General features: G+C 33.3%; 20 protein-coding genes. 7 read left to right on the top strand and 13 right to left on the bottom strand.

Features of this window, described 5'->3' with window-relative positions; all coding sequences use genetic code 11:
• Nucleotide 1: 1 nt before the first annotated feature.
• From ilvD to AAON49_RS03510, 6 genes are all read left to right on the top strand, one after another.
• Nucleotides 2–1,678 (top strand): dihydroxy-acid dehydratase, encoded by a 1,677-nt coding sequence (ilvD, locus tag AAON49_RS03535; RefSeq protein WP_349552698.1) that lies wholly within the window; start codon nucleotides 2–4, stop codon nucleotides 1,676–1,678.
• Between the two features lie 116 nt (nucleotides 1,679–1,794).
• Nucleotides 1,795–3,528, top strand: a complete 1,734-nt coding sequence (gene ilvB / locus AAON49_RS03530; RefSeq protein WP_349552696.1) for a biosynthetic-type acetolactate synthase large subunit — start codon at nucleotides 1,795–1,797, stop codon at nucleotides 3,526–3,528.
• A 2-nt stretch (nucleotides 3,529–3,530) separates the two neighbouring features.
• A complete protein-coding gene (gene ilvN / locus AAON49_RS03525) occupies nucleotides 3,531–4,058 on the top strand; it encodes an acetolactate synthase small subunit (RefSeq protein ID WP_349552695.1) in 528 nt (175 codons plus the stop codon).
• 10 nt (nucleotides 4,059–4,068) lie between these two features.
• Entirely contained in the window at nucleotides 4,069–5,568 is a 1,500-nt protein-coding gene (gene ilvC / locus AAON49_RS03520) for a ketol-acid reductoisomerase (RefSeq protein WP_349552693.1), read from the top strand.
• Nucleotides 5,569–6,831 (top strand): threonine ammonia-lyase IlvA, encoded by a 1,263-nt coding sequence (gene ilvA / locus AAON49_RS03515; RefSeq protein WP_349552692.1) that lies wholly within the window; start codon nucleotides 5,569–5,571, stop codon nucleotides 6,829–6,831.
• A 148-nt stretch (nucleotides 6,832–6,979) separates the two neighbouring features.
• Nucleotides 6,980–7,819 (top strand): DNA/RNA non-specific endonuclease, encoded by an 840-nt coding sequence (locus AAON49_RS03510; protein WP_349552691.1) that lies wholly within the window; start codon nucleotides 6,980–6,982, stop codon nucleotides 7,817–7,819.
• Here the strand turns inward: AAON49_RS03510 and AAON49_RS03505 are convergent, their stop codons facing one another.
• The 13 genes from AAON49_RS03505 to AAON49_RS03445 all read right to left on the bottom strand — a co-directional run bounded on the left by AAON49_RS03505 (nucleotide 7,820) and on the right by AAON49_RS03445 (nucleotide 21,471).
• Nucleotides 7,820–9,355, bottom strand: a complete 1,536-nt coding sequence (locus AAON49_RS03505; protein WP_349552690.1) for a hypothetical protein — start codon at nucleotides 9,353–9,355, stop codon at nucleotides 7,820–7,822. It lies immediately after the preceding gene.
• Between the two features lie 4 nt (nucleotides 9,356–9,359).
• Nucleotides 9,360–10,178, bottom strand: coding sequence for a formate dehydrogenase accessory sulfurtransferase FdhD (gene fdhD / locus AAON49_RS03500; protein ID WP_349552689.1), 819 nt, complete (start codon nucleotides 10,176–10,178; stop codon nucleotides 9,360–9,362).
• Nucleotides 10,165–12,879, bottom strand: a complete 2,715-nt coding sequence (gene fdhF, locus AAON49_RS03495; protein WP_349552688.1) for a formate dehydrogenase subunit alpha — start codon at nucleotides 12,877–12,879, stop codon at nucleotides 10,165–10,167. The genes fdhD and fdhF overlap by 14 nt, the downstream gene beginning before the upstream one ends.
• Before the next feature lie 6 nt (nucleotides 12,880–12,885).
• Nucleotides 12,886–14,511, bottom strand: coding sequence for an NADH-ubiquinone oxidoreductase-F iron-sulfur binding region domain-containing protein (locus tag AAON49_RS03490; RefSeq protein WP_349552687.1), 1,626 nt, complete (start codon nucleotides 14,509–14,511; stop codon nucleotides 12,886–12,888).
• Nucleotides 14,512–14,785: 274 nt separating this feature from the next.
• Nucleotides 14,786–15,961, bottom strand: a complete 1,176-nt coding sequence (locus AAON49_RS03485; RefSeq protein WP_349552686.1) for a THUMP-like domain-containing protein — start codon at nucleotides 15,959–15,961, stop codon at nucleotides 14,786–14,788.
• A complete protein-coding gene (locus tag AAON49_RS03480) occupies nucleotides 15,962–17,044 on the bottom strand; it encodes an AI-2E family transporter (protein ID WP_349552684.1) in 1,083 nt (360 codons plus the stop codon). It abuts the gene before it with no gap.
• Nucleotides 17,044–18,297 carry a hypothetical protein gene (locus AAON49_RS03475; RefSeq protein ID WP_349552683.1) on the bottom strand — a complete coding sequence of 418 codons (1,254 nt, stop codon included), beginning with the start codon at nucleotides 18,295–18,297 and terminating at the stop codon, nucleotides 17,044–17,046. Before AAON49_RS03475 ends, AAON49_RS03480 begins: the two co-directional genes overlap by 1 nt.
• A 2-nt stretch (nucleotides 18,298–18,299) precedes the next feature.
• The gene (locus AAON49_RS03470; RefSeq protein ID WP_349552681.1) at nucleotides 18,300–19,196 is read right to left on the bottom strand and encodes an ATP-grasp domain-containing protein; all 897 of its coding nucleotides are present in this window, start codon (nucleotides 19,194–19,196) and stop codon (nucleotides 18,300–18,302) included.
• A 49-nt stretch (nucleotides 19,197–19,245) separates the two neighbouring features.
• Entirely contained in the window at nucleotides 19,246–19,905 is a 660-nt protein-coding gene (locus AAON49_RS03465; RefSeq protein ID WP_349552679.1) for a pyridoxamine 5'-phosphate oxidase family protein, read from the bottom strand.
• Nucleotides 19,902–20,423 carry a GNAT family N-acetyltransferase gene (locus tag AAON49_RS03460; protein ID WP_349552677.1) on the bottom strand — a complete coding sequence of 174 codons (522 nt, stop codon included), beginning with the start codon at nucleotides 20,421–20,423 and terminating at the stop codon, nucleotides 19,902–19,904. The genes AAON49_RS03465 and AAON49_RS03460 overlap by 4 nt, the downstream gene beginning before the upstream one ends.
• Complete coding sequence (locus AAON49_RS03455) at nucleotides 20,410–20,655, bottom strand: hypothetical protein (protein WP_349552676.1); 246 nt, start codon at nucleotides 20,653–20,655, stop codon at nucleotides 20,410–20,412. Before AAON49_RS03455 ends, AAON49_RS03460 begins: the two co-directional genes overlap by 14 nt.
• Nucleotides 20,656–20,660: 5 nt before the next feature.
• On the bottom strand, nucleotides 20,661–20,951 hold the full coding sequence (locus AAON49_RS03450) for a DUF1272 domain-containing protein (protein ID WP_349552675.1): 291 nt from the start codon (nucleotides 20,949–20,951) through the stop codon (nucleotides 20,661–20,663).
• Nucleotide 20,952: 1 nt separating this feature from the next.
• The gene (locus AAON49_RS03445) at nucleotides 20,953–21,471 is read right to left on the bottom strand and encodes a DinB family protein (RefSeq protein ID WP_349552674.1); all 519 of its coding nucleotides are present in this window, start codon (nucleotides 21,469–21,471) and stop codon (nucleotides 20,953–20,955) included.
• A gap of 82 nt (nucleotides 21,472–21,553) precedes the next feature.
• Between AAON49_RS03445 and pdxR the strand changes: the two genes are divergently transcribed.
• Nucleotides 21,554–23,041 (top strand): MocR-like pyridoxine biosynthesis transcription factor PdxR, encoded by a 1,488-nt coding sequence (gene pdxR, locus AAON49_RS03440; protein WP_349552672.1) that lies wholly within the window; start codon nucleotides 21,554–21,556, stop codon nucleotides 23,039–23,041.
• Nucleotides 23,042–23,103: the final 62 nt, after the last annotated feature.

The following is a 23,103-nucleotide window of genomic DNA, read 5'->3' as shown; positions in this document are numbered from 1 at the left end:
TATGGAATTAAATAAGTTTAGTAAACAAGTTACACAAGACGATACACAACCAGCTGCACAAGCAATGTTGCATGCAATTGGATTATCTAGCGAAGATTTGCAAAAACCATTGGTAGGAATTGCAAGTACAGGCTATGAAGGAAACCCTTGTAACATGCATTTAAACGATTTAGCAAAACTTGCTAAAGAAGGAACTCAAAATGTTGATTTAGTAGGATTGATATTCAATACAATTGGAGTATCTGATGGTATCTCTATGGGAACACCAGGAATGCGTTTTTCACTTCCCTCTAGAGATGTTATTGCAGATTCTATGGAAACAGTTGTGCAAGCAATGAGCTATGATGGTTTGATAACCGTTGTAGGGTGTGATAAAAATATGCCTGGAGCTTTGATGGCTATGATTCGCTTAAACAGACCTTCTATTCTTGTTTATGGCGGAACTATAGACTCTGGATGTCATAATGGAAAAAAACTAGATGTTGTATCTGCTTTTGAAGCGTGGGGAAGCAAAGTTGCAGGAACCATGACTCAAACAGAATATCAAAGTATTGTAGAAAAAGCTTGTCCAGGAGCCGGAGCTTGCGGCGGAATGTATACAGCCAATACAATGGCTTCTGCTATAGAAGCATTAGGAATGACATTACCATACAATTCTTCCAATCCTGCACTAAGTAAGGACAAACAAGAAGAATCAATTAGAGCAGGAGAAGCTTTACGATTGCTATTAGAAAAAGACATCAAACCTTTAGATATTGTTACCAAAAAGTCCTTAGAGAATGCTGTCCGATTGGTTACTATTCTAGGAGGTTCTACCAATGCAGTATTACACTTCCTAGCAATTGCTAGAGCAGCTCAAATCGATTTTACTTTGGAAGACTTTCAGCGAATTAGTGATAACACACCTTTTCTTGCCGATCTTAAACCTAGTGGTAAATACCTAATGGAAGATGTTCATAAAGTAGGAGGAATTCCTGCCGTTTTAAAGTACTTGCTAAAGAAAGGGTTGCTACATGGAGATTGTTTAACAGTAACAGGAAAAACATTGGCAGAGAACTTATTGGATGTTGCTGATCTAACTGATGGGCAAGACGTTATCAAGCCCCTTGAAAATCCAATCAAAATTTCTGGACACTTAAGAATGCTATATGGGAATCTTGCATCTGAAGGAAGTGTAGCTAAGATTACAGGAAAAGAAGGGTTACAGTTTTCAGGAAAAGCAAAAGTATTTGAAGGAGAGTACGAAGCCAATGATGGAATACGAGATGGAAAAGTAGAAAAAGGAGATGTAGTGGTTATTAGATACGAAGGCCCTAAAGGAGGACCAGGGATGCCAGAAATGTTAAAACCAACCGCTGCTATTATGGGAGCTGGATTAGGAAAAGATGTCGCTTTAATTACAGACGGACGTTTCTCTGGAGGAACTCATGGTTTTGTAGTTGGGCATATTACTCCTGAAGCCCAAGAAGGAGGAGCAATTGCTTTAGTAGAAGATGGTGATATTATTACAATTGATGCAGAAACCAACACCATACATCTTCAGGTCTCAGACGAAGAATTGAAAAAAAGAAAACAACTATGGTCAGCTCCTAAACTAAAATTTGATCGTGGAGTATTATATAAATATGCAAAAACAGTTTCATCAGCCTCAAAAGGTTGTGTAACAGACGAATTTTAAAAAAAAGAATAATGAGAAATGAGTAAAAATAATTGAGAAAGATAGAAAGCTTCAAGATAGAATTTTATGTATAAAACTCTTTTCTCTCTTCTCTTTACTCTTTAAATCTTAACTATATGAAAACAGCAACAAATACTATTGAAAAAAGTACACAAATAGTTACAGAACGTATCACAGGAAGTGAAGCAGTCATTAAATGTTTGTTGGAAGAAGGAGTTGATACTTTATACGGATATCCCGGAGGAGCTATTATGCCAGTGTATGATGAGTTGTATAAATATCAAGATAAGTTACATCATGTATTAACAAGACATGAGCAAGGAGCAACACACGCTGCTCAAGGATATGCACGAATTTCAGGAAAAGTAGGAGTAGCCATCGCTACTTCTGGACCCGGAGCAACTAATCTAATTACGGGAATTGCAGATGCACAAATCGATTCAACTCCTATGGTATGTATCACAGGTCAGGTTCCATCTCATTTATTAGGAAGCGATGCTTTTCAAGAAACAGATATTGTAGGTATTTCTACACCAGTAACAAAATGGAACCATCAAATTACCAAAGCCTCAGAGATTCCTGAAGTTATAGCTAAAGCATTCTACATAGCTAAGAGCGGAAGACCAGGGCCGGTTTTAATAGATATTACAAAAGATGCTCAGTTTGGTGAATTAGATTTTCACTATGAAAAATGTAAAGGAGTAAGAAGTTATAAACCTACACCTGAAGTTGATATCAACAAAGTATCCGAAGCAGCAGATCTAATCAATAAAGCAAAAAAACCTCTAATAGTTTGGGGTCAAGGAGTAATTCTAGGTGAAGCAGAAAATGAGTTAAAAGAGTTGATAGAAAAGGCGGGAATTCCAGCTGCTTGGACCATCTTAGGAGCTTCTGCAATACCAAGTTCACACCCTCTTAATGTTGGAATGGTTGGAATGCATGGTAACTATGCGCCTAATAAATTGACTAACGAATGTGATGTGTTGATTGCAATAGGAATGCGTTTTGATGATCGTGTCACAGGAAAATTAGAAACCTATGCTAAACAAGCAAAAGTTATTCATTTTGAAATAGATCCAGCTGAGATCGATAAAAATGTGAAAGCAGACATAGCAGTTCTAGGAAATGCTAAAGAAAGTCTTCAAGAATTATTACCATTAATAAAATCAAATTCTTACCCAGACTGGCATCAAGAATTTAAAGATCTATATCAAATCGAATTCGAAAAGGTCATTAAAAAAGATTTATACCCAACCAAAGAAGGTTTAACCATGGGTGAGGTATTAAAGGAAATTAATATTCAAAGTGAAGGAAAAGCAGCTATTGTATCAGATGTAGGTCAACATCAAATGATTGCTTGTAGATATGCAGACTTTAACGTTACAAAAAGTAATATTACCTCAGGCGGATTAGGAACAATGGGATTTGCTTTACCAGCTGCAATTGGAGCTAAAATGGCTGCACCAGAAAGAGATGTAGTTGCTATCGCTGGTGATGGAGGATATCAAATGACCATCCAAGAATTAGGAACTATTTTTCAAACAAAAGTGCCTGTAAAAGTAGTAGTACTTAATAACGAGTTTCTTGGAATGGTACGTCAGTGGCAACAGTTATTTTTTGATAAAAGATATGCATCTACAGAAATGACTAACCCTGATTTTGTTACAATCGCAAAAGGGTATCATTTACCTGCAAAAAGAGTAACAAAAAGATCAGAATTAAAAGAAGCGGTTGCTGAAATGATGGCAAGCGAAGAAGCATACTTTCTAGAAGTATGTGTAGAAAAAGAAGACAATGTATTTCCAATGGTTCCCTCAGGAGCCTCAGTTTCAGATATAAGATTAGAATAATTATGGGACAAGAAAATAAACTATTTACGGTTTCAATTTACACAGAAAACAATGTGGGATTACTAAATAGAATCTCGGCAATTTTTCAAAGAAGGCATATCAATGTAGAAAGCATTAATACATCTGCCTCAGAAATCAAAGGAGTTTCTCGCTTTACGATAGTTGTAAAGGTTACTGAAGAACAAATCAAAAAGATCATTGGTCAGATTGAAAAACAAGTTGAAGTAATTAAAGCCTATTATCATACAGATGAAGAAACTGTTTATCAAGAATCTTGCATGTTTAAAATGAGTTCAGATTTACTCTTCAACGAAGATGAAATTCAGAATGTTATCAAAGATAGTAAGGCAAGAATCGTAGAAGTCAATAAAAGTTTTTTTGTACTTGAAAAGTCAGGCACAAAAGGAGAAATAGAAAAACTATACAATCAATTAAATACTTACGGTTTTATGCAATTTGTTCGTTCAGGAAGAATTGCAGTAACCAAAAACGAAATGAAAATCTCACAAATGCTTGAAGCATTTAATTAAGACAATAAAAATGGCAAATTATTTTAATACACTAACATTAAGAGATCAGTTAGAACAATTAGGAAAATGTAGATTCATGGAATCTTCAGAATTTGAAAGTGGAGTTGAAGCTTTACTAGGAAAAAAAATTGTAATTGTTGGTTGTGGAGCACAAGGATTAAATCAAGGGTTAAATATGAGAGACTCTGGATTAGATATCTCTTACGCTTTGCGTCAAGCTGCAATTCAAGAACAAAGAGCTTCCTTTAAAAATGCTACCGAACATGGTTTTACTGTAGGAACTTACGAAGAGTTGATTCCAACTGCAGACCTTGTATTAAACCTAACTCCAGATAAACAGCATACCAATGTTGTAAATTCTGTAATGCCTTTAATGAAAAAAGGGGCGACACTTTCGTATTCTCACGGGTTTAACATTGTAGAAGAAGGAACTAAAATTAGAGAGGATTTAACTGTTATCATGGTAGCACCAAAATGCCCTGGAACAGAAGTGAGAGAAGAATATAAAAGAGGTTTTGGCGTGCCAACGCTTATTGCTGTTCACCCAGAAAATGATCCGGAGAACAAAGGTTGGGCACAAGCAAAAGCTTATGCAGCAGCCACAGGAGGTCATAGGGCTGGAGTTTTAGAATCTTCTTTTGTTGCTGAAGTAAAATCTGATTTGATGGGAGAACAAACCATTTTATGTGGAGTTCTACAAACTGGATCTATTTTGTGTTTTGATAAGATGGTTGAAAAAGGAATCAATCCTAATTACGCAGCAAAATTAATCCAGTATGGATGGGAAACAATTACAGAAGCCTTAAAACATGGAGGAATTACCAACATGATGGATCGTTTGTCTAATCCAGCTAAGATAAAAGCTTACCACTTATCAGAAGAGTTAAAGTCAATTATGAAGCCATTGTTCGAGAAACATATGGATGATATTATTTCAGGACATTTTTCTCAAACCATGATGGAAGATTGGGCTAACGACGATAAAAATTTATTAACATGGAGAGAAGCCACTGGTGAAACAGCTTTTGAAAAAACATCATTAACTCATGATGAAATTTCAGAACAAGAATATTTTGATCACGGAGTTCTTATGGTTGCTTTTGTAAAAGCAGGAGTAGAGTTGGCTTTTGAGACCATGGTTAGCGCAGGCATTATTGAAGATTCTGCGTACTACGAATCTTTACACGAGCTTCCTTTAATTGCAAATACAATAGCTAGGAAGAAATTGTATGAGATGAATCGTGTGATTTCAGACACAGCAGAATACGGATGTTACCTTTTTGATCACGCATGCAAACCATTATTGACAGAATTTATGAAAACTGTTGATATAAATATCATTGGAGAGTCTTTTGAGAGTTCAAATGAGGTTGATAATGTTGAATTAATTGAGATTAATGAGGCGATAAGAAATCATCATATTGAAGAAGTAGGAAAGAGATTGAGAGGAGCAATGACAGCCATGAAAGCTATTAAAACAGCTGTAAAAGAAGAAGCAGTTTTGGTATAAATGAATACTAAAGTCACATATTATCCAAGATTAGAATCTATTCAATCTGCCCAAGCTACACTAAGTGATGTTGTTTTGCAAACACCTTTTGCGAAAAGTGACAGGTATTCAAAATTGTTTTCGTCTCATATTTATTTAAAAAGAGAAGACTTACAACAAGTTCGTTCTTATAAAATTAGAGGAGCTTATAATAAGATTAGTTCATTAACAGAGGAAGAATTGCAAAATGGAATTGTTTGTGCAAGTGCCGGTAATCATGCACAAGGTGTAGCTTTAGCATGTTATAAAGAGAAAATTAAAGGAACAATTTTTATGCCGGCACCAACACCTAAACAAAAAGTTGAACAAGTAAAAATGTTTGGAGGAGATTTTGTAGACATCCAATTGACAGGTGATACATTTGATGATGCTTTCAATTTTGCAAAAATGTATTGTAATCAATACGATAAAGTCTTTGTACATCCTTTTGATGATGAAAAAATTATTGAAGGACAAGCTACAGTTGGATTAGAGATTATAGAACAAAGTTCTGAAGCGTTAGACTATGTTTTTGTCCCCGTTGGAGGAGGAGGATTGGCATCAGGATTATCAAGTGTTTTTAAATTAGTCTCACCTAAGACAAAAATTATTGGAGTTGAACCTGAAGGAGCTCCTTCTATGAAAGTTGCGCTAGAAAAACAAAAATCTACAAGATTATCTAAAATCGACAAATTTGTTGATGGTGCAGCTGTTCAGCAAGTAGGAACTTTGACTTATGAAATTTGTAAAGAGTTCTTAGATGATATGATTACTGTTCCTGAAGGAAAAGTATGTCAGACCATTTTAGAAATGTATAATAAAGATGCCATTGTTGTAGAACCAGCAGGCGCATTAACACTTGCAGCTTTAGATTCTTATAAAGAAGACATACAAGGAAAAAATGTAGCTTGTATTATTAGTGGTAGTAATAACGATATTACTAGAACACCAGAGATAAAAGAAAGAGCTTTATTATACAAAGGGTTAAAACATTATTTTATCATTCGATTTCCTCAGAGATCAGGAGCTTTAAAAGAGTTTTTGATGGATGTTTTAGGAGAAAATGATGACATTACTTTTTTTGAATACTCTAAAAAGACAAGCAGAGAAAATGGACCAGCTGTGGTTGGTATTGAATTAGAAAATAAGGAAGATTTACAACCTTTAATAGATAGAATGAAAGAACGTAAGTTTTTTGGAGAGTATTTAAATGACAAACCGGATTTGTTTGAATTTTTAATATAAACCTATTAGGTTATATCTAAAAATGCGTTACAAAGCTCTGCTAAAAATAGTAGAGCTTTGTTTTTGCATAAATACGCAAACTGGAATGCATTTTTCTGCATACTAGTTTCAAATATTTTCTTTAAATTCCTGAACTATATTTAATTAAATGAAATCTAGTAGTAGAAACTCTTTTTTAGTCATTTTAGTTTTATTAGCAATTACTTTAGTTCTATATTTCTCTTGGGAGTCTGAAGAAGTACCTCTTGATGGTAGCCTAACAAAATCAAACATAGAAGAAATAGATGAAAATTCTCTAGAAGAAGTTGAATTTGTAGCTTTTGATTTGCCCTCAAATATTGGAAATCAAATTGTTTCTAGACCTTTTTATACTTTATCCTATAACAACAAACATGAACAAGCAGATTGGGTGGCTTATACGCTATATCCGCTTGATGATAGTTTGAGAGTAAAAAGAAGAGATAACTTTAGAATCGATCCACTTGTTGAGGACGGATCTGCTACATTAAAAGACTACAAAGGTTCTGGGTATGATAGAGGCCATTTAGCTCCATCTAAAGCTATGTCTTACAGTAAAGAAGCAATGAACGCAAGTTTTTTTATGAGTAATATGAGTCCGCAGCTACCAGGATTTAATAGAGGAATCTGGAAAAAATTAGAAGCTCAAGTGTTAGATTGGTCTAAAGAAAGTGATTCCTTGTATGTAGTTACCGGACCTGTTTTTAATAAACCTTTAGGAACGATTGGGGAAAATAAAGTAACTATTCCCAGAAGTTATTATAAAACCATTATCAGATTCAAAGGAGATAAGATGAGTGGATTGGCTTTTTTGTTAGATAATAAAAAATCTTCCGCTTCTTACTTTGATTTTGCAACCTCTATTGATAGTATCGAAAAAGTTACAGGTATTGATTTTTATCACAAAATGAAGCCTGAACTCCAAGAAAAATTAGAGGCTAATAAAGAGTTGTTAAAATTTATAAATTAATTATTTGGCGGATAAAAAAGCCAAACGATAACTCACTCCAAAATTTATCATTGGACTGCTAAGACTTCCACCTCTTGCTTTTACATACCCTAAAGCCCCTCTTAGCGCAAAACTAGAATTTATGGAATAATTCATTCCAGCACTTGGTTTAAAAATCAAACCTTCACCTGTGCTAATATCACCACCACCAGCACCTCCAATCAAACCTTGAGCAAATAAATTTATTTTCTTATTGAAAAAAGAATTTGTTTGAAAACCTAATCCTACTATCCCTTCTGCATAAGCACCTGCATTCCCAAAATTTGCAAAAGCTGTTTGACCTGCTACATAGATATTTTTATTCAAATGATAGTTTAATTGTAATGCGATTTGATATAAGTTTTCAGTAGGGTTTAAAGTCCGTTCAGCATTGTGATACACATCTTGTTTAACAATCACTTCAAAACCTTTGAACTTTGCCATAGAAAACTCAGCTCCGCTAGTTCCATTGATATCCGAATAATACTTCAAACCAACTCCAAAAGTTGAGGTCTCAAAAAACGAGTTTGGACTCATGAGAAAACCTTTGTTTATAGACAAATAAACATTATTTGTAATATGTTGTTCTAAAGATATATCTGGGTAGATTAGAACTCCTCCTTGTGAATCAACTCCACCTCCGCCACCAGCACCAAGACCAAACTTCGCAAGAATATTAGTTCTATTTTTATTAAAAGAAAAATGATGCCCTCCTCCCAAAAATATGTTCATATATCCTGCAGGAATACCATCATAAGCACCATCAAATTTTGCAAAAAAGAACCATTTTTCATTCAGATAAGAGTTTAATTCGAAACCAGCTAGGCGTATGGTACTCCCATTTAAAGAATTTCCTTTTGTATCTCTTGAACTTCCCTTTACAGATAAGTTATTTAGATGAAGCATAAAAGACATTCTTTTTGCTTTTTTATTCCATTCAGAAGAGGTGAAATCATCAATTTTAAACCCTTTTTCTGCATCTTCAATGGAAGCTAGATCGATAGTTAAAGGAAACTGAAGGCCAACATTTAATTGGTGACCGATAATATTTCCACCATCAAAGAAATTAATATAACTGTAACCAGCAGTTAACGACATTTTTCTGAACGTATAACCTAAATTTAAATGAGGTAAAATAAATGCGCCTCCACCGTCAGGAGCTCCTGCACCGCCACCGCCGCCAAAGTGAATTCCAGTATCAAGAAATAACTTTTCAGAAAGATAGGATTGATATCCAGCATTAATTCCTAATGTAAAGAAACCACCTCTTTTTCCTCTTATAACTCCATACATTCCCAATCCTGTGTAGAAATTTTTAAATTTTAGATTGTAATGAATTCCAGTTAATCCCATATGATCTTCATCAAGGCCTAAATCATTTGTAGGCATATCTACAGATAAGAAGTCGGCAGAAAAGAAGCTTTCTTGAGTCTTCTTTTTAGGAATTGTAGTGACTTCTTGAGAAAATAATCCTTGGGTTATAAGCAAAACAAGGTTGCAAAGAATAAACTTTTTCATAAAATTAATGTTCTATTTTTGATGGGTTGGCGTAAATGGTTACTTTGTTTTTTCTACTAAAACCTATTAGGCAAATTCCAAATTCTTTTGCATAATCTATAGCCAGACTAGAGCATGCTGAAACAGCGATAATTATTCCAATTTTAGCAAAAAAAGCTTTGGAAACAATTTCATAAGAAACTCTCCCGCTTACGAGCATACAAAAGGAATCTTTTAAATTTCCTTGTTGGATTAGATTTCCAATAGCTTTGTCTACAGCATTATGCCTCCCTATATCTTCTCTGATTGATAATAACTGATAATTTTTATTGAAAATAGCTGCTGCATGACTACCACCAGTATGTTTAAATGTATCCTGTAAGGATGCCATTTTTAACGACATTTCTTGTATCGATTTTAAAGAAAATAATTGTTTTTCTTTTAAAATTGCACCTTCTAGTTGTATATCAGAAAGCTCTTGTTTTCCGCAAATACCACAAGAAGAAACAGATAATAAAGTTCGTTTGTTTAAATAACCTTTTCCAAGTTTTTCTTTAGGGATATTGACATTAATGATAGAAAAACCATTATCATGTTCTTCAATAGTTTCATATGCTAGGTTTTTATCTCCTTTATAAATATCTTCGGCATACAGTAAACCTCGTATGAGATCAAAGTCATTCCCAGGAGTCCTCATGACAACGGTATAGGATTCACTATTAATGTTGATTTGTAGTGCAGCTTCAATAACAATAGCATCCGAAACCTTTGAATGTTTTTCATTGGCAACTTGAAACCCGTCGTAATGAGAAAAAGACTTGTTTTTTGAATTAAATTCGCTCAAAATCTACAGCAACAACTTTATATTCTGGAGTAAGAGTTTCTTTGTCTCCAACACTTCCAGTAATAATATTGATAAAAACTTCTGGTTGATGGAAAGTAGTTCTTAGAACTCCTCTTTTTACATTTTTAGAGTACTTGATAGGAATTTCTACACTACCTCTATCTGAAAAAATCCTAACAGTCTCGTTATCTTGGATTCCTTTTTTAATAGCATCCTTAGGGTTTACTTCTAATACGTCTTTAGCTAAAATTTTCTGATTATCAGTTCTACGAGTCATGGTGCCAGAATTATAATGTTCTAGTTCTCTCCCAGTTGTAAGTATAAATGGAAATTTCTGACCATGAGCTACTATCTCAGGAGTTTCTTCAAAATCAAAATGATGGAAGGTTCCAATTCCTTTCTTAAACTGACCGTCTATGTGTAACATTTTTGTATCTGTTCCATCTTCCTTAATTGGCCATTGTAATCCATTTTTCCCAAGTCTTTCCCATGATAATCCTTTCATAAAAGGAATTACATCTGCAATTTCTTCTATTACGTTTGCGGCATCATAGGTTAATCCTGTAGGTTGTTCATATCCCAAACGAGCCATCATATCAATAATAATTTGACCATCTGGTTTTGTGTTTCCAATAGGTTCTATGACTTTATTTACTCGCTGTACTCTTCTTTCTCCATTCGTAAATGTTCCATTTTTTTCAAAATAAGAAGAAGCAGGTAATACAACATCAGCAAGTTCAGAAGTAGCAGTCATAAATAATTCTTGAACTACAATCAACTCTAAATTTTCAAATGCTTTAATACTATGATTAGTGTTAGGATCTGTCATGATGGTATCTTCACCCATAATATATAATGCTTTGATCTTACCTTCAATAGCAGCATCAAGCATTTGAGGAATTTTATAGCCTTCACGTTCGGGCATTTTTTCTATTCCATATTTGTCTGCATAATATTGCTGAATCTCGGGCTTGTTTACATCCATATAACCAGCTCCTTGATGTGGTTGTACTCCCATATCTGCAGCACCTTGAACATTGTTTTGTCCACGAAGAGGATTCAATCCAACTCCTTTACGACCTACATTTCCAGTCATCATTGCAAGGTTTGATAATAACATTACAGTTTTACTTCCTTGGAAATGTTCTGTAACTCCTAAACCATGAAATTCCATAGCTCTTTCAGCAGTTGCATATGCATGCGCAGCTTTTTGAACCAATTCTTTTGAAACACCAGTTAATTTTGACAATTCGTCCATGTCTAAATTTTCAACATGATTTTTGAATTCGTTATACTTTTCTGTATAGGATTCAATAAAGTGTTCGTTTACAAGATTGTCCGTTACTATATAATGCGCAAGCATATTTAGTATTGCTACATTGGTTCCGGGTCTTATTTGTAAGTGATAAGTTGCTAAATCAGCAAGTTTTGTTTTAACAGGATCTACTACTATAGAAGTAACACCTCTCATAAAAGCTTGCTTAATTTTAGCACCTGTTACAGGGTGTCCTTTAATAGGGTTTGCACCAAATAAGAAAATAGCGTCAGCTTGTTTTAAGTCTTCTACAGAATTTGTAGCGGCTCCAGTACCAAAAGATTGTTGCATTCCGTAGGCAGTAGGAGCGTGGCAAACACGCGCACACCCATCAATATTATTGGTTCCTACAGCAACACGAATCATTTTTTGCATCAAATAATTCTCTTCATTTGTAGCTCTAGAAGAAGAAATTCCTCCTATAGCATCTGCTCCGTATTTGTTTTTAATTTCTACTAATTTGTTGGTAATAAAATCATAAGCTTCATCCCATGTAACCACTTCAAACTTCCCATTCTTTTTAATCATAGGTTCGCGTAAACGATCTGGGTGATTGTAAAATTCGAAGGCAAAACGACCTTTCAAACAAGTATGACCTTCATTAACTTCAGCAGTTTCAGGAGCTTGAATACCTTTGATTTCTCCATCAATTACAGAAACATCTAATTGACAACCTACACCGCAATAAGTACAGGTGGTTCTTACAGTTTTATCAGCGATTAGTGTTTTTGTTTCATACTTATCAGTAAGTGCTTCAGTTGGACAAGTTTGTACACAAGCGCCGCAAGATACACAGGCGGATTCATCGAATGTTGTGTCGAATCCTTTGATAATATTCGTTGCAAATCCACGACCTGTCATTCCTAAAATCATTTCTCCTTGAATTTCTTCACAGGCTCTTACACAACGAAAACAATTGATACATTGTGATAAATCTGATTTGATATAAGGATGCGACCTATCTGGCTCAATATCTAAATGATTTGACCCTTCAGGATAGCGAACATTAGGAATTCCTATTTGCGCAATAGTCTCTTGAAATGGAGTTGCTTTTTTATTCTTCTCGGGAAAAACTTTATCGGAAGGATAATCTGTTAAGACTAATTCAACGATGTTTTTACGCAGTCGTTGCATTTTTTCTGTATTGTGATAAATATATAACCCTTCGCCAACTGGAGTGTGACAGGAAGCCATTGTTCTAGTTGGACCGTCTTTTTCTCTAGCTACTTCTACAGAACATACTCTACAAGAACCAAAATTCTCCAATCTATCATCTTGACACATTGTAGGAATTGCATTTCTATTGTTTTCAATTCTTCTAACAAAATCTAAGATAGTTTCGCCAGAATGGAACTCGAAAGCTTCGTTATTTATATATGCAGTCATCTTATTTTAGTTATTAGTAAAGTATTCACTCAGTTCATCTTGAAAATATTGTAAAGCATTTTTTACGGGAAGTGGAACACCACCTCCTAATGCGCATAACGAACCTATTTCTAGGGTTTCTAATAGATCATCAAATAATTGTCTATCTATTTTATAATCCGTTTTTTGTGCTTTTTGAAGCATTTCCATTCCTCTATGAGATCCAATTCTACAAGGATAACACTTGCCACAAGATTCATCGGCTGTAAACTCCATGAGGTGTTCTAAGAATTTTACCATTGGAAAATCAATAGGAATCGACACAAAACTTGCATGGCCTAATAAAAAGCCATTGTTTCCTAATGATTCAAAATCTAGAGTTAACTCAGAGATTTTATGCATGGGAACAATTCCTCCTAAAGGACCACCAATTTGTAACCCTTTTACTTCTGATTTAAATCCTCCTCCAAACTCATCAAAAATTGTTTGTAGTGGAGTACCCATTTCTATCTCATACATTCCTGGAGTGTTAAAAAAACTATCTAAAGAAACTAGTTTTGTTCCAGTTGATTGTTTCGTTCCTAGAGTAGCATAAGCATCACCACCATTTTCTAAAATCCAATGAATATTCGCAAAGGTTTCTACATTACTTAATAGAGTTGGTTTCCCATACAAACCATATTGAGCTGGATAAGGCGGACGAACTCTAACTTCAGGTCTTAATCCTTCAATAGAACTTAATAAGGCTGTCTCTTCTCCACAAACATAAGATCCTTGACCGCGAATGATTTTAAATTTAAAATCTCCAATTAAGTTTTTTTCTTTTAATTCAGTAATTGCATCACCCACAATTTTTATAGAATCTGGGTATTCACCACGAATGTATAAGACTCCAGTGTTGGCTCCAACTGTTAATCCTGCCATATACATTCCAAAGAGTACTTTATGTGGTTGGTGCTCCATCAAATACATATCTGAATATGCTCCTGGATCACCTTCATCAGCATTACAAACAATATATTTTTGTTCGTTAGTTTCTTTAATAACGGCATCTAGTTTGAACCAAAAAGGAAAACCAGCTCCTCCACGACCTCTTAAATTAGAAGTTTTGAGTTGTTGTATAGTGTTTTGAGGAGTGTCTTTATGTTTTTCAGCCAAAGAATAGAAAACAGAAACATCTTCTATTGAAGATGTTAGAATAGGAGTAGAGTTAGTGGTAACTCTATACTCATTGTTTTGATATTCTTTTGTGTTAATAATAGCCTTTAATTCTTCTTTTGTAGATGCGTTATAAGTTTTGTCATCATACATAAAAGCATTGTTTGTATGACATCTTCCTACACAAGCCGCATGTCCTATTTCATCAGCATTAAAATGACTCTCTAAATTTTTGTGTAAAGAGCTTTGAGTTTTAGCTACCATACATGCTGTACCACTACATACATGTATCTTTTTATTTTTATTTTCTTCTCTGGTAAAATCGTAAAAAGTACTAGCTCCTAAAACAACAGAATCATCAACCATAAATTTCTTAGATAACTCTTGGAGAGCTTCTTTAGAATTTTCTTTTTGAGATGCTGTAGCTATGTTTTCAAATAAGTTTTCATCTAACTCTTTTCTAGAGGATAAAGAACGAATGCTTTTGTTTGCCATTATTAATAATATATCTAATTGATAAAATTAAGAAAATTATTGAGTGAATTAGATATATAGGTTCTAAATTGTAGTAAAAAATAGAAAAGAGTCTATAAAACAAAAGCCTTGAACGAATCAAGGCTTCTGAAGTGTTTTACACCCCTAAAAATAAAACACTAATGTGTAAACTCTTGCGAGTTTGCTGCCCAAATTTAATAAAAAAAAATAAATACATAGACTTACTAGGGTATTAATTTAAACCCAACAAACATTTATTTACATATGTTAATTTTTAACTTTTTTTGCAGTGAATACAAACTTGTTTATTACTGCTTTCTGTTGTAAAGAATAAGTAGTCTATTCCTCCATCTTTGATTTTGAGTTCTTTACGAATTTCATCTACACTTTTAGAGAAATTTCTTGTGGTAATATTCGCTTTTTTTAATGAAAGTTGTTTTTTCATTTTTTTCTTGTCATAGGGCAAGATTTTAATAATTTTAAAAACTCTCCCAGGAAACTCAATATGTTCGTTAGAAGTAAATAAATGTGAATTTTGATGCAGTTTATAAACATTAAAAGAAGATGTTATTTTATGAAACCCTCCAGATTTCATGATAGCTGCATTGGGTTCGTATAAAAATTCTTTAGGGTTTGAGTAATTAGAATGCTCATTTGTACCTAGGATGAATTCAAATTCTTGTTGATTATTTCTTTGAAAATTTGTTGTCTTGATTTTGATAGAGTCCTCGTATGAACGTTCGAGTAAAAACAGCAACTCTTTTACTTCATTATTAACTGCAACTACATGAACTTCTTTTACATTTTTAAGTTCATTAATTGCGCTTGTAATGTCAAGAATAGGAGAAACCTTTAGTAAGATATGGTTAGCTTTTTGTAGTAGAAGATCGATATTTTCAGGAATGTTTGGTTCACAATCATCTAAAAGAAATACTTTTCCTTTGTGATTACTTCTTCTTGAGGGATCTGCATAAATACAATCAAAAGCTTTTGTTGAGTTCTTTACTATATCCAATCCATTTTCTGTTGTGAATTGAACATTTGAAACTCCTAACTTTTTAAAGTTATAAGCGGCAATTTTAGAAAGTTCTTCATTAATCTCGCAATGATTGACTTCTTGGAAATGTTTTGAAAATGCATAAGAATCTACACCAAAACCGCCAGTAATATCAATTAAAGATTCCCCTTTTATTAATCTCGATTTGTAAGCTGCAGTTATCTCTGATGAGGTTTGTTCTAGGTTTAACTTAGGAGGGAAAAAAATACCTTCTGTTTGAAACCAAGTTGGTAGTTTTTTTTCGCTTTTCTGTTTTGAAACAATTTGATTTGCTATTTCCTGAATAGAAACATCCTCAAAAGGAGAACCTTTTAAAACCAATTGAGCGATATTGGATTTTAAGTTTTGTTGGATAAAATCTTGAACGTCTTTATGTAAGATTCGTTCGTTCAATTATAAATCTTTGGTTAATGATTTTACAATTTTATTATCAGAAAGAAACTCCTTTAAAATAACTTTCAAAGCCGTGTATGAAGGGACAGCTACTATCATTCCAACAGGGCCCATTAACAGCCCTCCAATAATGATAATTAAAAATATCTCTAAAGGATGTGATTTTGTTGTCTTGGAAAAAATAATAGGCTGACTGGCAAAATTATCTACTAATTGAGCAATTACATAACCAATCATCACATAAATGGTGGTTGGCAAAATAACTGTTTGAAAATCTTGCCCTAAATTACTAGTCATTGATAGCACAACCATTAAAAAAGCTCCAATCAAAGGCCCTACATAGGGGATAATATTTAACAGAGCACACAAAAATGCAATAACGACAGCGTTAGAGATTCCAAAAATTAATAAAGTAATAGTGTATAGTATAAAAAGTATAGTGATTTGTAGCATTAGCCCTATGAAGTATCGCGATAATAAATCGTTGGTTTTTTCTACAGAATGTGAAAACCTTTTTTCAGTTCCTGTTGGGATGACAGCCAATAAAGAGTTTTTTAATATTCTGCTGTCTTTCATAAAAAAGAAAGAAATGAATAAAACTGAGAACAACCCAACACTAAAAGAACCCAAGGCTCCTACAAAAGAATTTAATACTTCAGGAATAGATTTTAATCCAGAGAAAATATCGGCACTTTGAAGTTGACTAAGAATGTCAATATTCTTCGATTTAAAATAGTCGTTTGCTTGAGTAACAATATTCTGAACGTTTTTTTCAAGTTCTGTAGTTTGCAAAAGAGATAATTTGTCACCTTGTTCAACTACTAAAGGAACAAACATTGCAGCCAAACTAAACAACAATCCAACAAAAATGACCATGGTAGTTACTACAGCAATTGTGTTGGGGAATTTTAGTTTTCTGCGTAAAAAGATAATTAAAGGTCTTGCAATTAGTGCAATTACAGCTGCAATAAGAATGTAAATAAGTACAGATCTTACAGTATATAAGAAATAGCTTAACAAGCCTATTCCTAAAATGATTGCTAGAGCTCTTAAAATTCCGTTTGATATTGTTTTTGCAGTCATTAGTTATATGCTTTTACATCACCCATACTAAGTGAATTTCCGCTTGAAAAGGTATGATTTTTTGGTAACATAGTTCCAGATTCTGTTTCAATCCATTCTTCCCATGTTGCTGGCACTCCTTCCATTTTCATACTTGGAACATACATTTTGTAGCTTACCGGCATATAATTTTCGTCTAAAATCCAGACATAAGAATCTCCAGGCGTAGTTCCTCCTGTAGTATATTTTACACGTAAAGCTTCTTTACCATCAATCATTTCAATACTTCTGAGAATTCCTGGTTCAAAAAGCTTATGAGGAGCTACGAGCCAAAAGCTATCATTATTAAAATAATCCCAAGCGCGTTTTACAAGACTTTCTCCGTTTTTAATCTCTTTATCTTTAAGAAAAACTACACTTTTCTTCATATCATTAGGATGAAGAATAACCTTAGCATCGTTCCACTTAACTTCTACAATGTGTTGTTCTTTATCCCATTTATAAAATCGTCTTCCTCCAAAACTCCAATCGATATAACGTGTGTTTTTATATGCTTCATGTTTTACAGCCTTTAAAATTTTGTTAGCCAGTTCATCAGCTTTAGGATTTGAAGCTTTTACATCTCCCATGTCTATTTCCATACCTAATATAGAAAGCTTGTGTTTTGTAGGAAGTTTTATTCCTGAATCTGTATTTTTCCAATCACTCCAACTTGCTGAAACACCTCCCATTGGGATAATACTTACCCACATTTTATAACTAGTTGGTATTCCGTTTTCATTCAGAATCCATAAGTAAGAATCTCCTGGTGTACTTCCTCCAGAAGTATACGTTACTAACAAGGCATCTTTATCTTCATATTTAACCAATCTTCTTTCTACACCTTCATCAAAGACTTTATAAGGGGCTATTAACCAAAAGCTATCGTTGTTAAAAAAATTAGTCGCTTCTTGAATTGTTTCTGTATTTCCTCCAGTACTTTTTGAAGGATCTTTTAAGTTTAATGTAACTCTTTTGTCGTCCCAAGAAACTTCAACAAGATCTTCTTGTTTTTTCCAGATATAATGATGTTTTCCGCGAAAACTCCATTGTAAAATTTCGGTTTGGTCAAAAGCTTCTTTATTCATGGCAGTCATCATTTTTTCTGCCAATTGATCTGCTTTTTCACCTTTTTCACCTTCTGGGAGAGATTCATTGTTGGCAAAATAATAAATACCAATAACGGCAATCAGAAGAATTAATATTCCTCCTAAAATCTTTAAAAACTTTTTCATTATTAGATGAGTTCTTTAATACCTAAGGCTAGTTCGTTGGCTGCTTGAGGATGATTTCTGAACCATAATTCAGGTTCTATCAATTCCAATTCAGCCAAAGCCAAACGATTTTGATTGTCTAAAAATACATCAACTCTTGCATATATAGGCATTTCTGGGCAGGATTTTACAACTTTCTCTGCATAGTTAATTTCTTCAATTGTAGGTTGATAGTCTTTAACAATTCCGCCAAAATCATCTTGGACTCTAAAATCTCCTTTTTTTGCAATTTTTAAAACAGCATGAGTAAACTTACCATTCATTACCATCATAGAAACTTCTCCTTTTGAAACAATATTATGCTGGAAAGGTTGCAACATCATTGCTTCTTCTGCGATTAATTCTTGAAATATTATCTCATGGTTTTCTATATTTTCTTGATGAATTTTATAGGTATGTCTTGCTCCACCTGAAACACAAGGTTTTAAAACTACATCATTGAGTTTGTACTTTTGATGTAATTCTCTTAACGAATGTGTGGTTCCTTTTTCAATAAAATAAGTTTCGCAGATGTGCACACCTTTTTCTTTAAGGTCTAGCATATAGTGTTTGTCGATATTCCAGCGAATTAAATTTTCTGAATTTAAAAGAGTGGTTACATTACTAACTTTATTTAGCCATTTAGAAAATTCATCAAAACGATGTACATAATCCCAAGTAGTTCTGAAAACAATGAATTTCGTTGAAGACCAATCAAAATCAGAATCACTCCAAGATTTTCTTTCTACAGACATATCTAGTTTTTCTAAGGCTTTTCGTAAAAGGTTGTCTTCTAAAAAGGCATTTTGAATATATATGTCTGAACTTATATTATTTACATAATGATCGTCTGTAAGTATAACAACATCGTATTTTTTCATTGGAGAAAGATAATGTTATATGAGCTTATTTACAATTGGAAAAATTAAACTACATGTTTTGGCGATAATACTCCATTACATGATTAGGAATTTCAATTCCTTCTTTTAATTGATGGTCAGAGATTGGTTTTTCAGCAATTTGTTTTAAGGGAACAACACCCGCCCAAACATCTAAATCATAATCTTCAGGTTCATCATTAACTCCCACATCTCTAATTTTTGCAGAAGCTGTTTCAATAGTCATTTCTACAACTAAAGTTCTGTCTAACTCTACTTGATGCATCGGTCTGAGGGAATCCCAATGATTCTCTATCATTTGATCTATTACACATTCTAAAGCAGCTTCTTTTTCTGAATCATTTTCAACCTTTTTTAGAGAACCGAACAACGTTACTGACCTATAATTGACTGAATGATGTAGCCCAGATCTAGCTAAAACTAACCCATCTAAATGCATTACAGTAATACTTGCTTCTTTTGCCTCTAAAAGAGCATTGAGCATTCTATTAGCTTGAGATCCGTGTAGATAAATTTTATTTCCTTTTCTACCATAGGCAGTAGGAATTGAGATCGCTTTCCCTTCATATATGTATCCAGCAAAGCAAATAAATCCTGCATCTAAAATTGTATTGATTTTTTCGACATCATAAGTTCCTCTATTTTGCCCTCTTTTAATTCTATTGAGTTTAGATTTTGAATATTCTTTCATAGGGTTAAATTTTTTGCTAAAATTATGTTTTCATAAGGAACACCATCTACATAGAAATCTGTATTGCCAATAATTTTAAAGTTGTTTTTTTTGTAAAAATTTATGGCTCTTTGGTTCTTTATATAGACAGTCAACCAAATTTTTTCAAACTGTAATTCTTTAGTTTTTTCTATAGTTTTATTAAAAAGTTGAATTCCAATTTTTTTATCGATGAAATCATCGAGTAGATAGATTTTTTCTAAACGACAGATACTGTTTGAATCTAATTCCTTAGTGCTTACATTGAAAACAATCTTTGTATAGCCTACAGGTAAATCGTTATAGGTTACAAGTAGATAATATATATCTGAATTCTGTATGTCTTTTTTTATTTTTTGGATTGAAAAAGCTTCATCCAGATAGTTCAATAAATGCGTTTTACTTTCAATAAAATGCCCATGAGATTCTGTGTAGGTTACTCTTCCTAACAAAGCAAGTATTGAGGCATCTTCTATAGTAACTTCTCTAATGTGTAACATCACTATCTATTTTTTTAAGTGCGATTTTTCTAAGATGATACGCATGTAATCCAACGGCAATCATACATCCAATGATTACTGGATTTGCTGCAATTAGAAATCCATAGATGATATAGATAACATTTGCAATGAGAGAAAATAAACGGAGTTTATATTCACCACTTTTCGACATAGAGTAGAGGTTTAGAACTAACCCCAAGTATCCAACACTATCAATAAGTAAAGCGTTCATAAGTACTATCTTTGTTTAGGAGGAACATTTTTAAATTTATTAGATAATTTTTCAGCTTTGGCTAAATCTTTTGGAGCAAATACTCTTTCCTTAGAAGCTGGGTATTTCTCAATCATTTTAGAAGGCCGTATAGGACGAACAACAAAGTTCCCTCCACAACTAGGACAAACATTTTTAAAAATCTCTCCTGCACAATCTTTGCAATACGTACATTCAAAAGAACAAATCCTTGCATCACCAGAAGTATTAGGTAAATCTTTACCACAATGTTCGCAATTAGGTCTAATTTCTAACATACTACAAGTATTTTTCTTTAATGACCTCCATATGCCATATATCATGACCTATAATAGTAAATGCGGCAGCTCTTGCTGACATTGCACCTCCATTAGAATTTCCTATAAAAGCTAAATCCTCATCCGACAGACTAAGCAATATATTGATGGAATTGTTTCTATTAACTTCATACTCATATAAGAGTTGATCAATTGATTTTTCATCAGCTCTTGAGGGTTTGATATAGATGTTCTGGTCGAATCCGGTTAAAGGACTGATATCTCTTCTGGCTATTCGGAAGCAGCGATACATAAAGATTCTTTCTGTATCTATTAAGTGTTGCAAAACTTCCTTTATGCTCCATTTTTCAGGTTGATAACGATATTCGAGTTTTTTTTGCGGAATTTTTCTAAAAAAGTTAATCACGTCTTTTTTACCAGATTTAAAACCACTTTTTAACTCAGTATCTTCAGAAAGTTTGTCAAGATATCTTCTATAATAAATATCGTGTTCTGATGAGTTTACATCTCTTCTTGTCATCTTTTTTTGATTTATAGTTCAAATCTAGTACATTTATGGACGTTTATTTTCGTCCAGAATTCAATTTTTTAGTAGTCCAGATATGTTTCCTTATAAAACTAGCTTTATCCTTCAAAGAAATCAGGGATCACCTTTGTATTTGCAATTGGCGAATCAGTTCATAGAATTGATCAAAAGTCACAAGCTACCTCCAAAAACGAAACTACCTAGTAGTAGAAAATTATCTGAACTATTAGAAGTTCACAGAAAAACGGTTGTAGCTTGCTATGAAGAATTATTATTACAAGGTTGGATAGAAAGTGTTCCTAAAAAAGGAACTTATATAAAAGCAACACTCCCAATTTTGCAACAACAAGAATTCTTAGAGGAAGAGGATGTTCAATCCACTTGCGCTAATTTTTCGTTTGAAAAAAGAGCAATTTTAGAGAGGAAGACTTATGAAACAGAAGAAGATTGGGTTGTATTAGATGATGGTATTTCAGATGTTCGTTTAACCCCTTTAGAAGACATTGCTAGAACGTATCGTCGATTATCTACCAAGAGAAGTACAATTAATGCTCTGACATATGGGAGTACCATGGGAAACTATAAGTTAAGAAGTGTACTTGCTGATTATTTAAATGAAACTAGAGGTCTTCAATGTTGTGAACAGAACATTTTGATTACTCGTGGAAGCCAAATGGGATTGTTTTTATCGTCAAAGTTATTACTGCAAGAAGATGATATTGTTGTTGTAGGGGAAACTAATTATATCGCTGCAGATGTTAGTTTTTTAGAACGAAAAGCACAATTAATCAGAGTTCCTGTAGATGAAAATGGATTAGATACTTGTAAAATTGAAGAACTGTGCAAAAAACAAACCATCAAAGCTGTTTTTGTAACCTCACATCACCATCACCCAACAACGGTAACCTTATCAGCAGAGAGAAGAATACATTTATTAAATCTAGCTAAGGAATATCAATTTGCAATTATTGAAGATGACTATGATTATGATTTCAATTACAATCATGCACCTATTTTACCTTTAGCAAGTCATGATACCCATGGAAATGTAATTTACATTGGTTCTTTCTGTAAAACAGTAGCTCCAGTTTTTAGAATAGGTTATTTAATAGCACCTAAAGAGTTTGTTGATGAAGCTGCAAAAGCAAGAAGATATATAGACCGTCAAGGAGATGCTTTGTTGGAGTTGGTATTTGTTGATTTTTTAAAAAGTGGCGATTTAGATAGACATATTAAGAAGATTTTGAAAGAGTATCAATCAAGAAGAGATTTGTTTTGTCAATTACTAAAAGAAGAATTAGGAACTTATTTTGAATTTGAAATTCCAAAAGGAGGAATGGCGGTATGGACGAAATTAAATCAAAAATATTCTTGGGATGAAGTCTCACAGATTGCCAGAAAACATAAATTAGAAATTGGAGATTGGCAACGTTATGATTATGAAAATATAGGACATAATGCAATTCGTATTGGGTTTGCAAGTATGAATGAAATAGAAATCCAACGATTGATAAAGAGATTAAAAACAACAATGCAAGAGTTGGATATAAACGAGCATAATTAATAAGAATAAAAAAATGAGTGTTTTTTCTAAATGAAAAAACACTCATTGTCTAACATAAAAAT

The organism is Pseudotenacibaculum sp. MALMAid0570 (assembly GCF_040151415.1).
Classification (GTDB): domain Bacteria; phylum Bacteroidota; class Bacteroidia; order Flavobacteriales; family Flavobacteriaceae; genus Polaribacter.
This window is presented reverse-complemented; position numbering and strand designations above follow the sequence as displayed.

What these genes read in the sequence shown, in the direction of transcription:
- AAON49_RS03465 (WP_349552679.1), bottom strand. Translation starts at nt 19,905, where the DNA reads ATGAAAGAATATTCAAAATCTAAACTCAATAGAATTAAAAGAGGGCAA.
- AAON49_RS03455 (WP_349552676.1), bottom strand. Translation starts at nt 20,655, where the DNA reads ATGAACGCTTTACTTATTGATAGTGTTGGATACTTGGGGTTAGTTCTA.
- fdhF (WP_349552688.1), bottom strand. Translation starts at nt 12,879, where the DNA reads ATGACTGCATATATAAATAACGAAGCTTTCGAGTTCCATTCTGGCGAA.
- ilvD (WP_349552698.1), top strand. Translation starts at nt 2, where the DNA reads ATGGAATTAAATAAGTTTAGTAAACAAGTTACACAAGACGATACACAA.
- AAON49_RS03505 (WP_349552690.1), bottom strand. Translation starts at nt 9,355, where the DNA reads ATGAAAAAGTTTATTCTTTGCAACCTTGTTTTGCTTATAACCCAAGGA.
- pdxR (WP_349552672.1), top strand. Translation starts at nt 21,554, where the DNA reads ATGTTTCCTTATAAAACTAGCTTTATCCTTCAAAGAAATCAGGGATCA.
- AAON49_RS03460 (WP_349552677.1), bottom strand. Translation starts at nt 20,423, where the DNA reads ATGTTACACATTAGAGAAGTTACTATAGAAGATGCCTCAATACTTGCT.
- ilvC (WP_349552693.1), top strand. Translation starts at nt 4,069, where the DNA reads ATGGCAAATTATTTTAATACACTAACATTAAGAGATCAGTTAGAACAA.
- AAON49_RS03450 (WP_349552675.1), bottom strand. Translation starts at nt 20,951, where the DNA reads ATGTTAGAAATTAGACCTAATTGCGAACATTGTGGTAAAGATTTACCT.
- AAON49_RS03510 (WP_349552691.1), top strand. Translation starts at nt 6,980, where the DNA reads ATGAAATCTAGTAGTAGAAACTCTTTTTTAGTCATTTTAGTTTTATTA.
- AAON49_RS03445 (WP_349552674.1), bottom strand. Translation starts at nt 21,471, where the DNA reads ATGACAAGAAGAGATGTAAACTCATCAGAACACGATATTTATTATAGA.
- ilvB (WP_349552696.1), top strand. Translation starts at nt 1,795, where the DNA reads ATGAAAACAGCAACAAATACTATTGAAAAAAGTACACAAATAGTTACA.
- ilvA (WP_349552692.1), top strand. Translation starts at nt 5,569, where the DNA reads ATGAATACTAAAGTCACATATTATCCAAGATTAGAATCTATTCAATCT.
- AAON49_RS03470 (WP_349552681.1), bottom strand. Translation starts at nt 19,196, where the DNA reads ATGAAAAAATACGATGTTGTTATACTTACAGACGATCATTATGTAAAT.
- AAON49_RS03475 (WP_349552683.1), bottom strand. Translation starts at nt 18,297, where the DNA reads ATGAAAAAGTTTTTAAAGATTTTAGGAGGAATATTAATTCTTCTGATT.
- ilvN (WP_349552695.1), top strand. Translation starts at nt 3,531, where the DNA reads ATGGGACAAGAAAATAAACTATTTACGGTTTCAATTTACACAGAAAAC.
- AAON49_RS03480 (WP_349552684.1), bottom strand. Translation starts at nt 17,044, where the DNA reads ATGACTGCAAAAACAATATCAAACGGAATTTTAAGAGCTCTAGCAATC.
- AAON49_RS03490 (WP_349552687.1), bottom strand. Translation starts at nt 14,511, where the DNA reads ATGGCAAACAAAAGCATTCGTTCTTTATCCTCTAGAAAAGAGTTAGAT.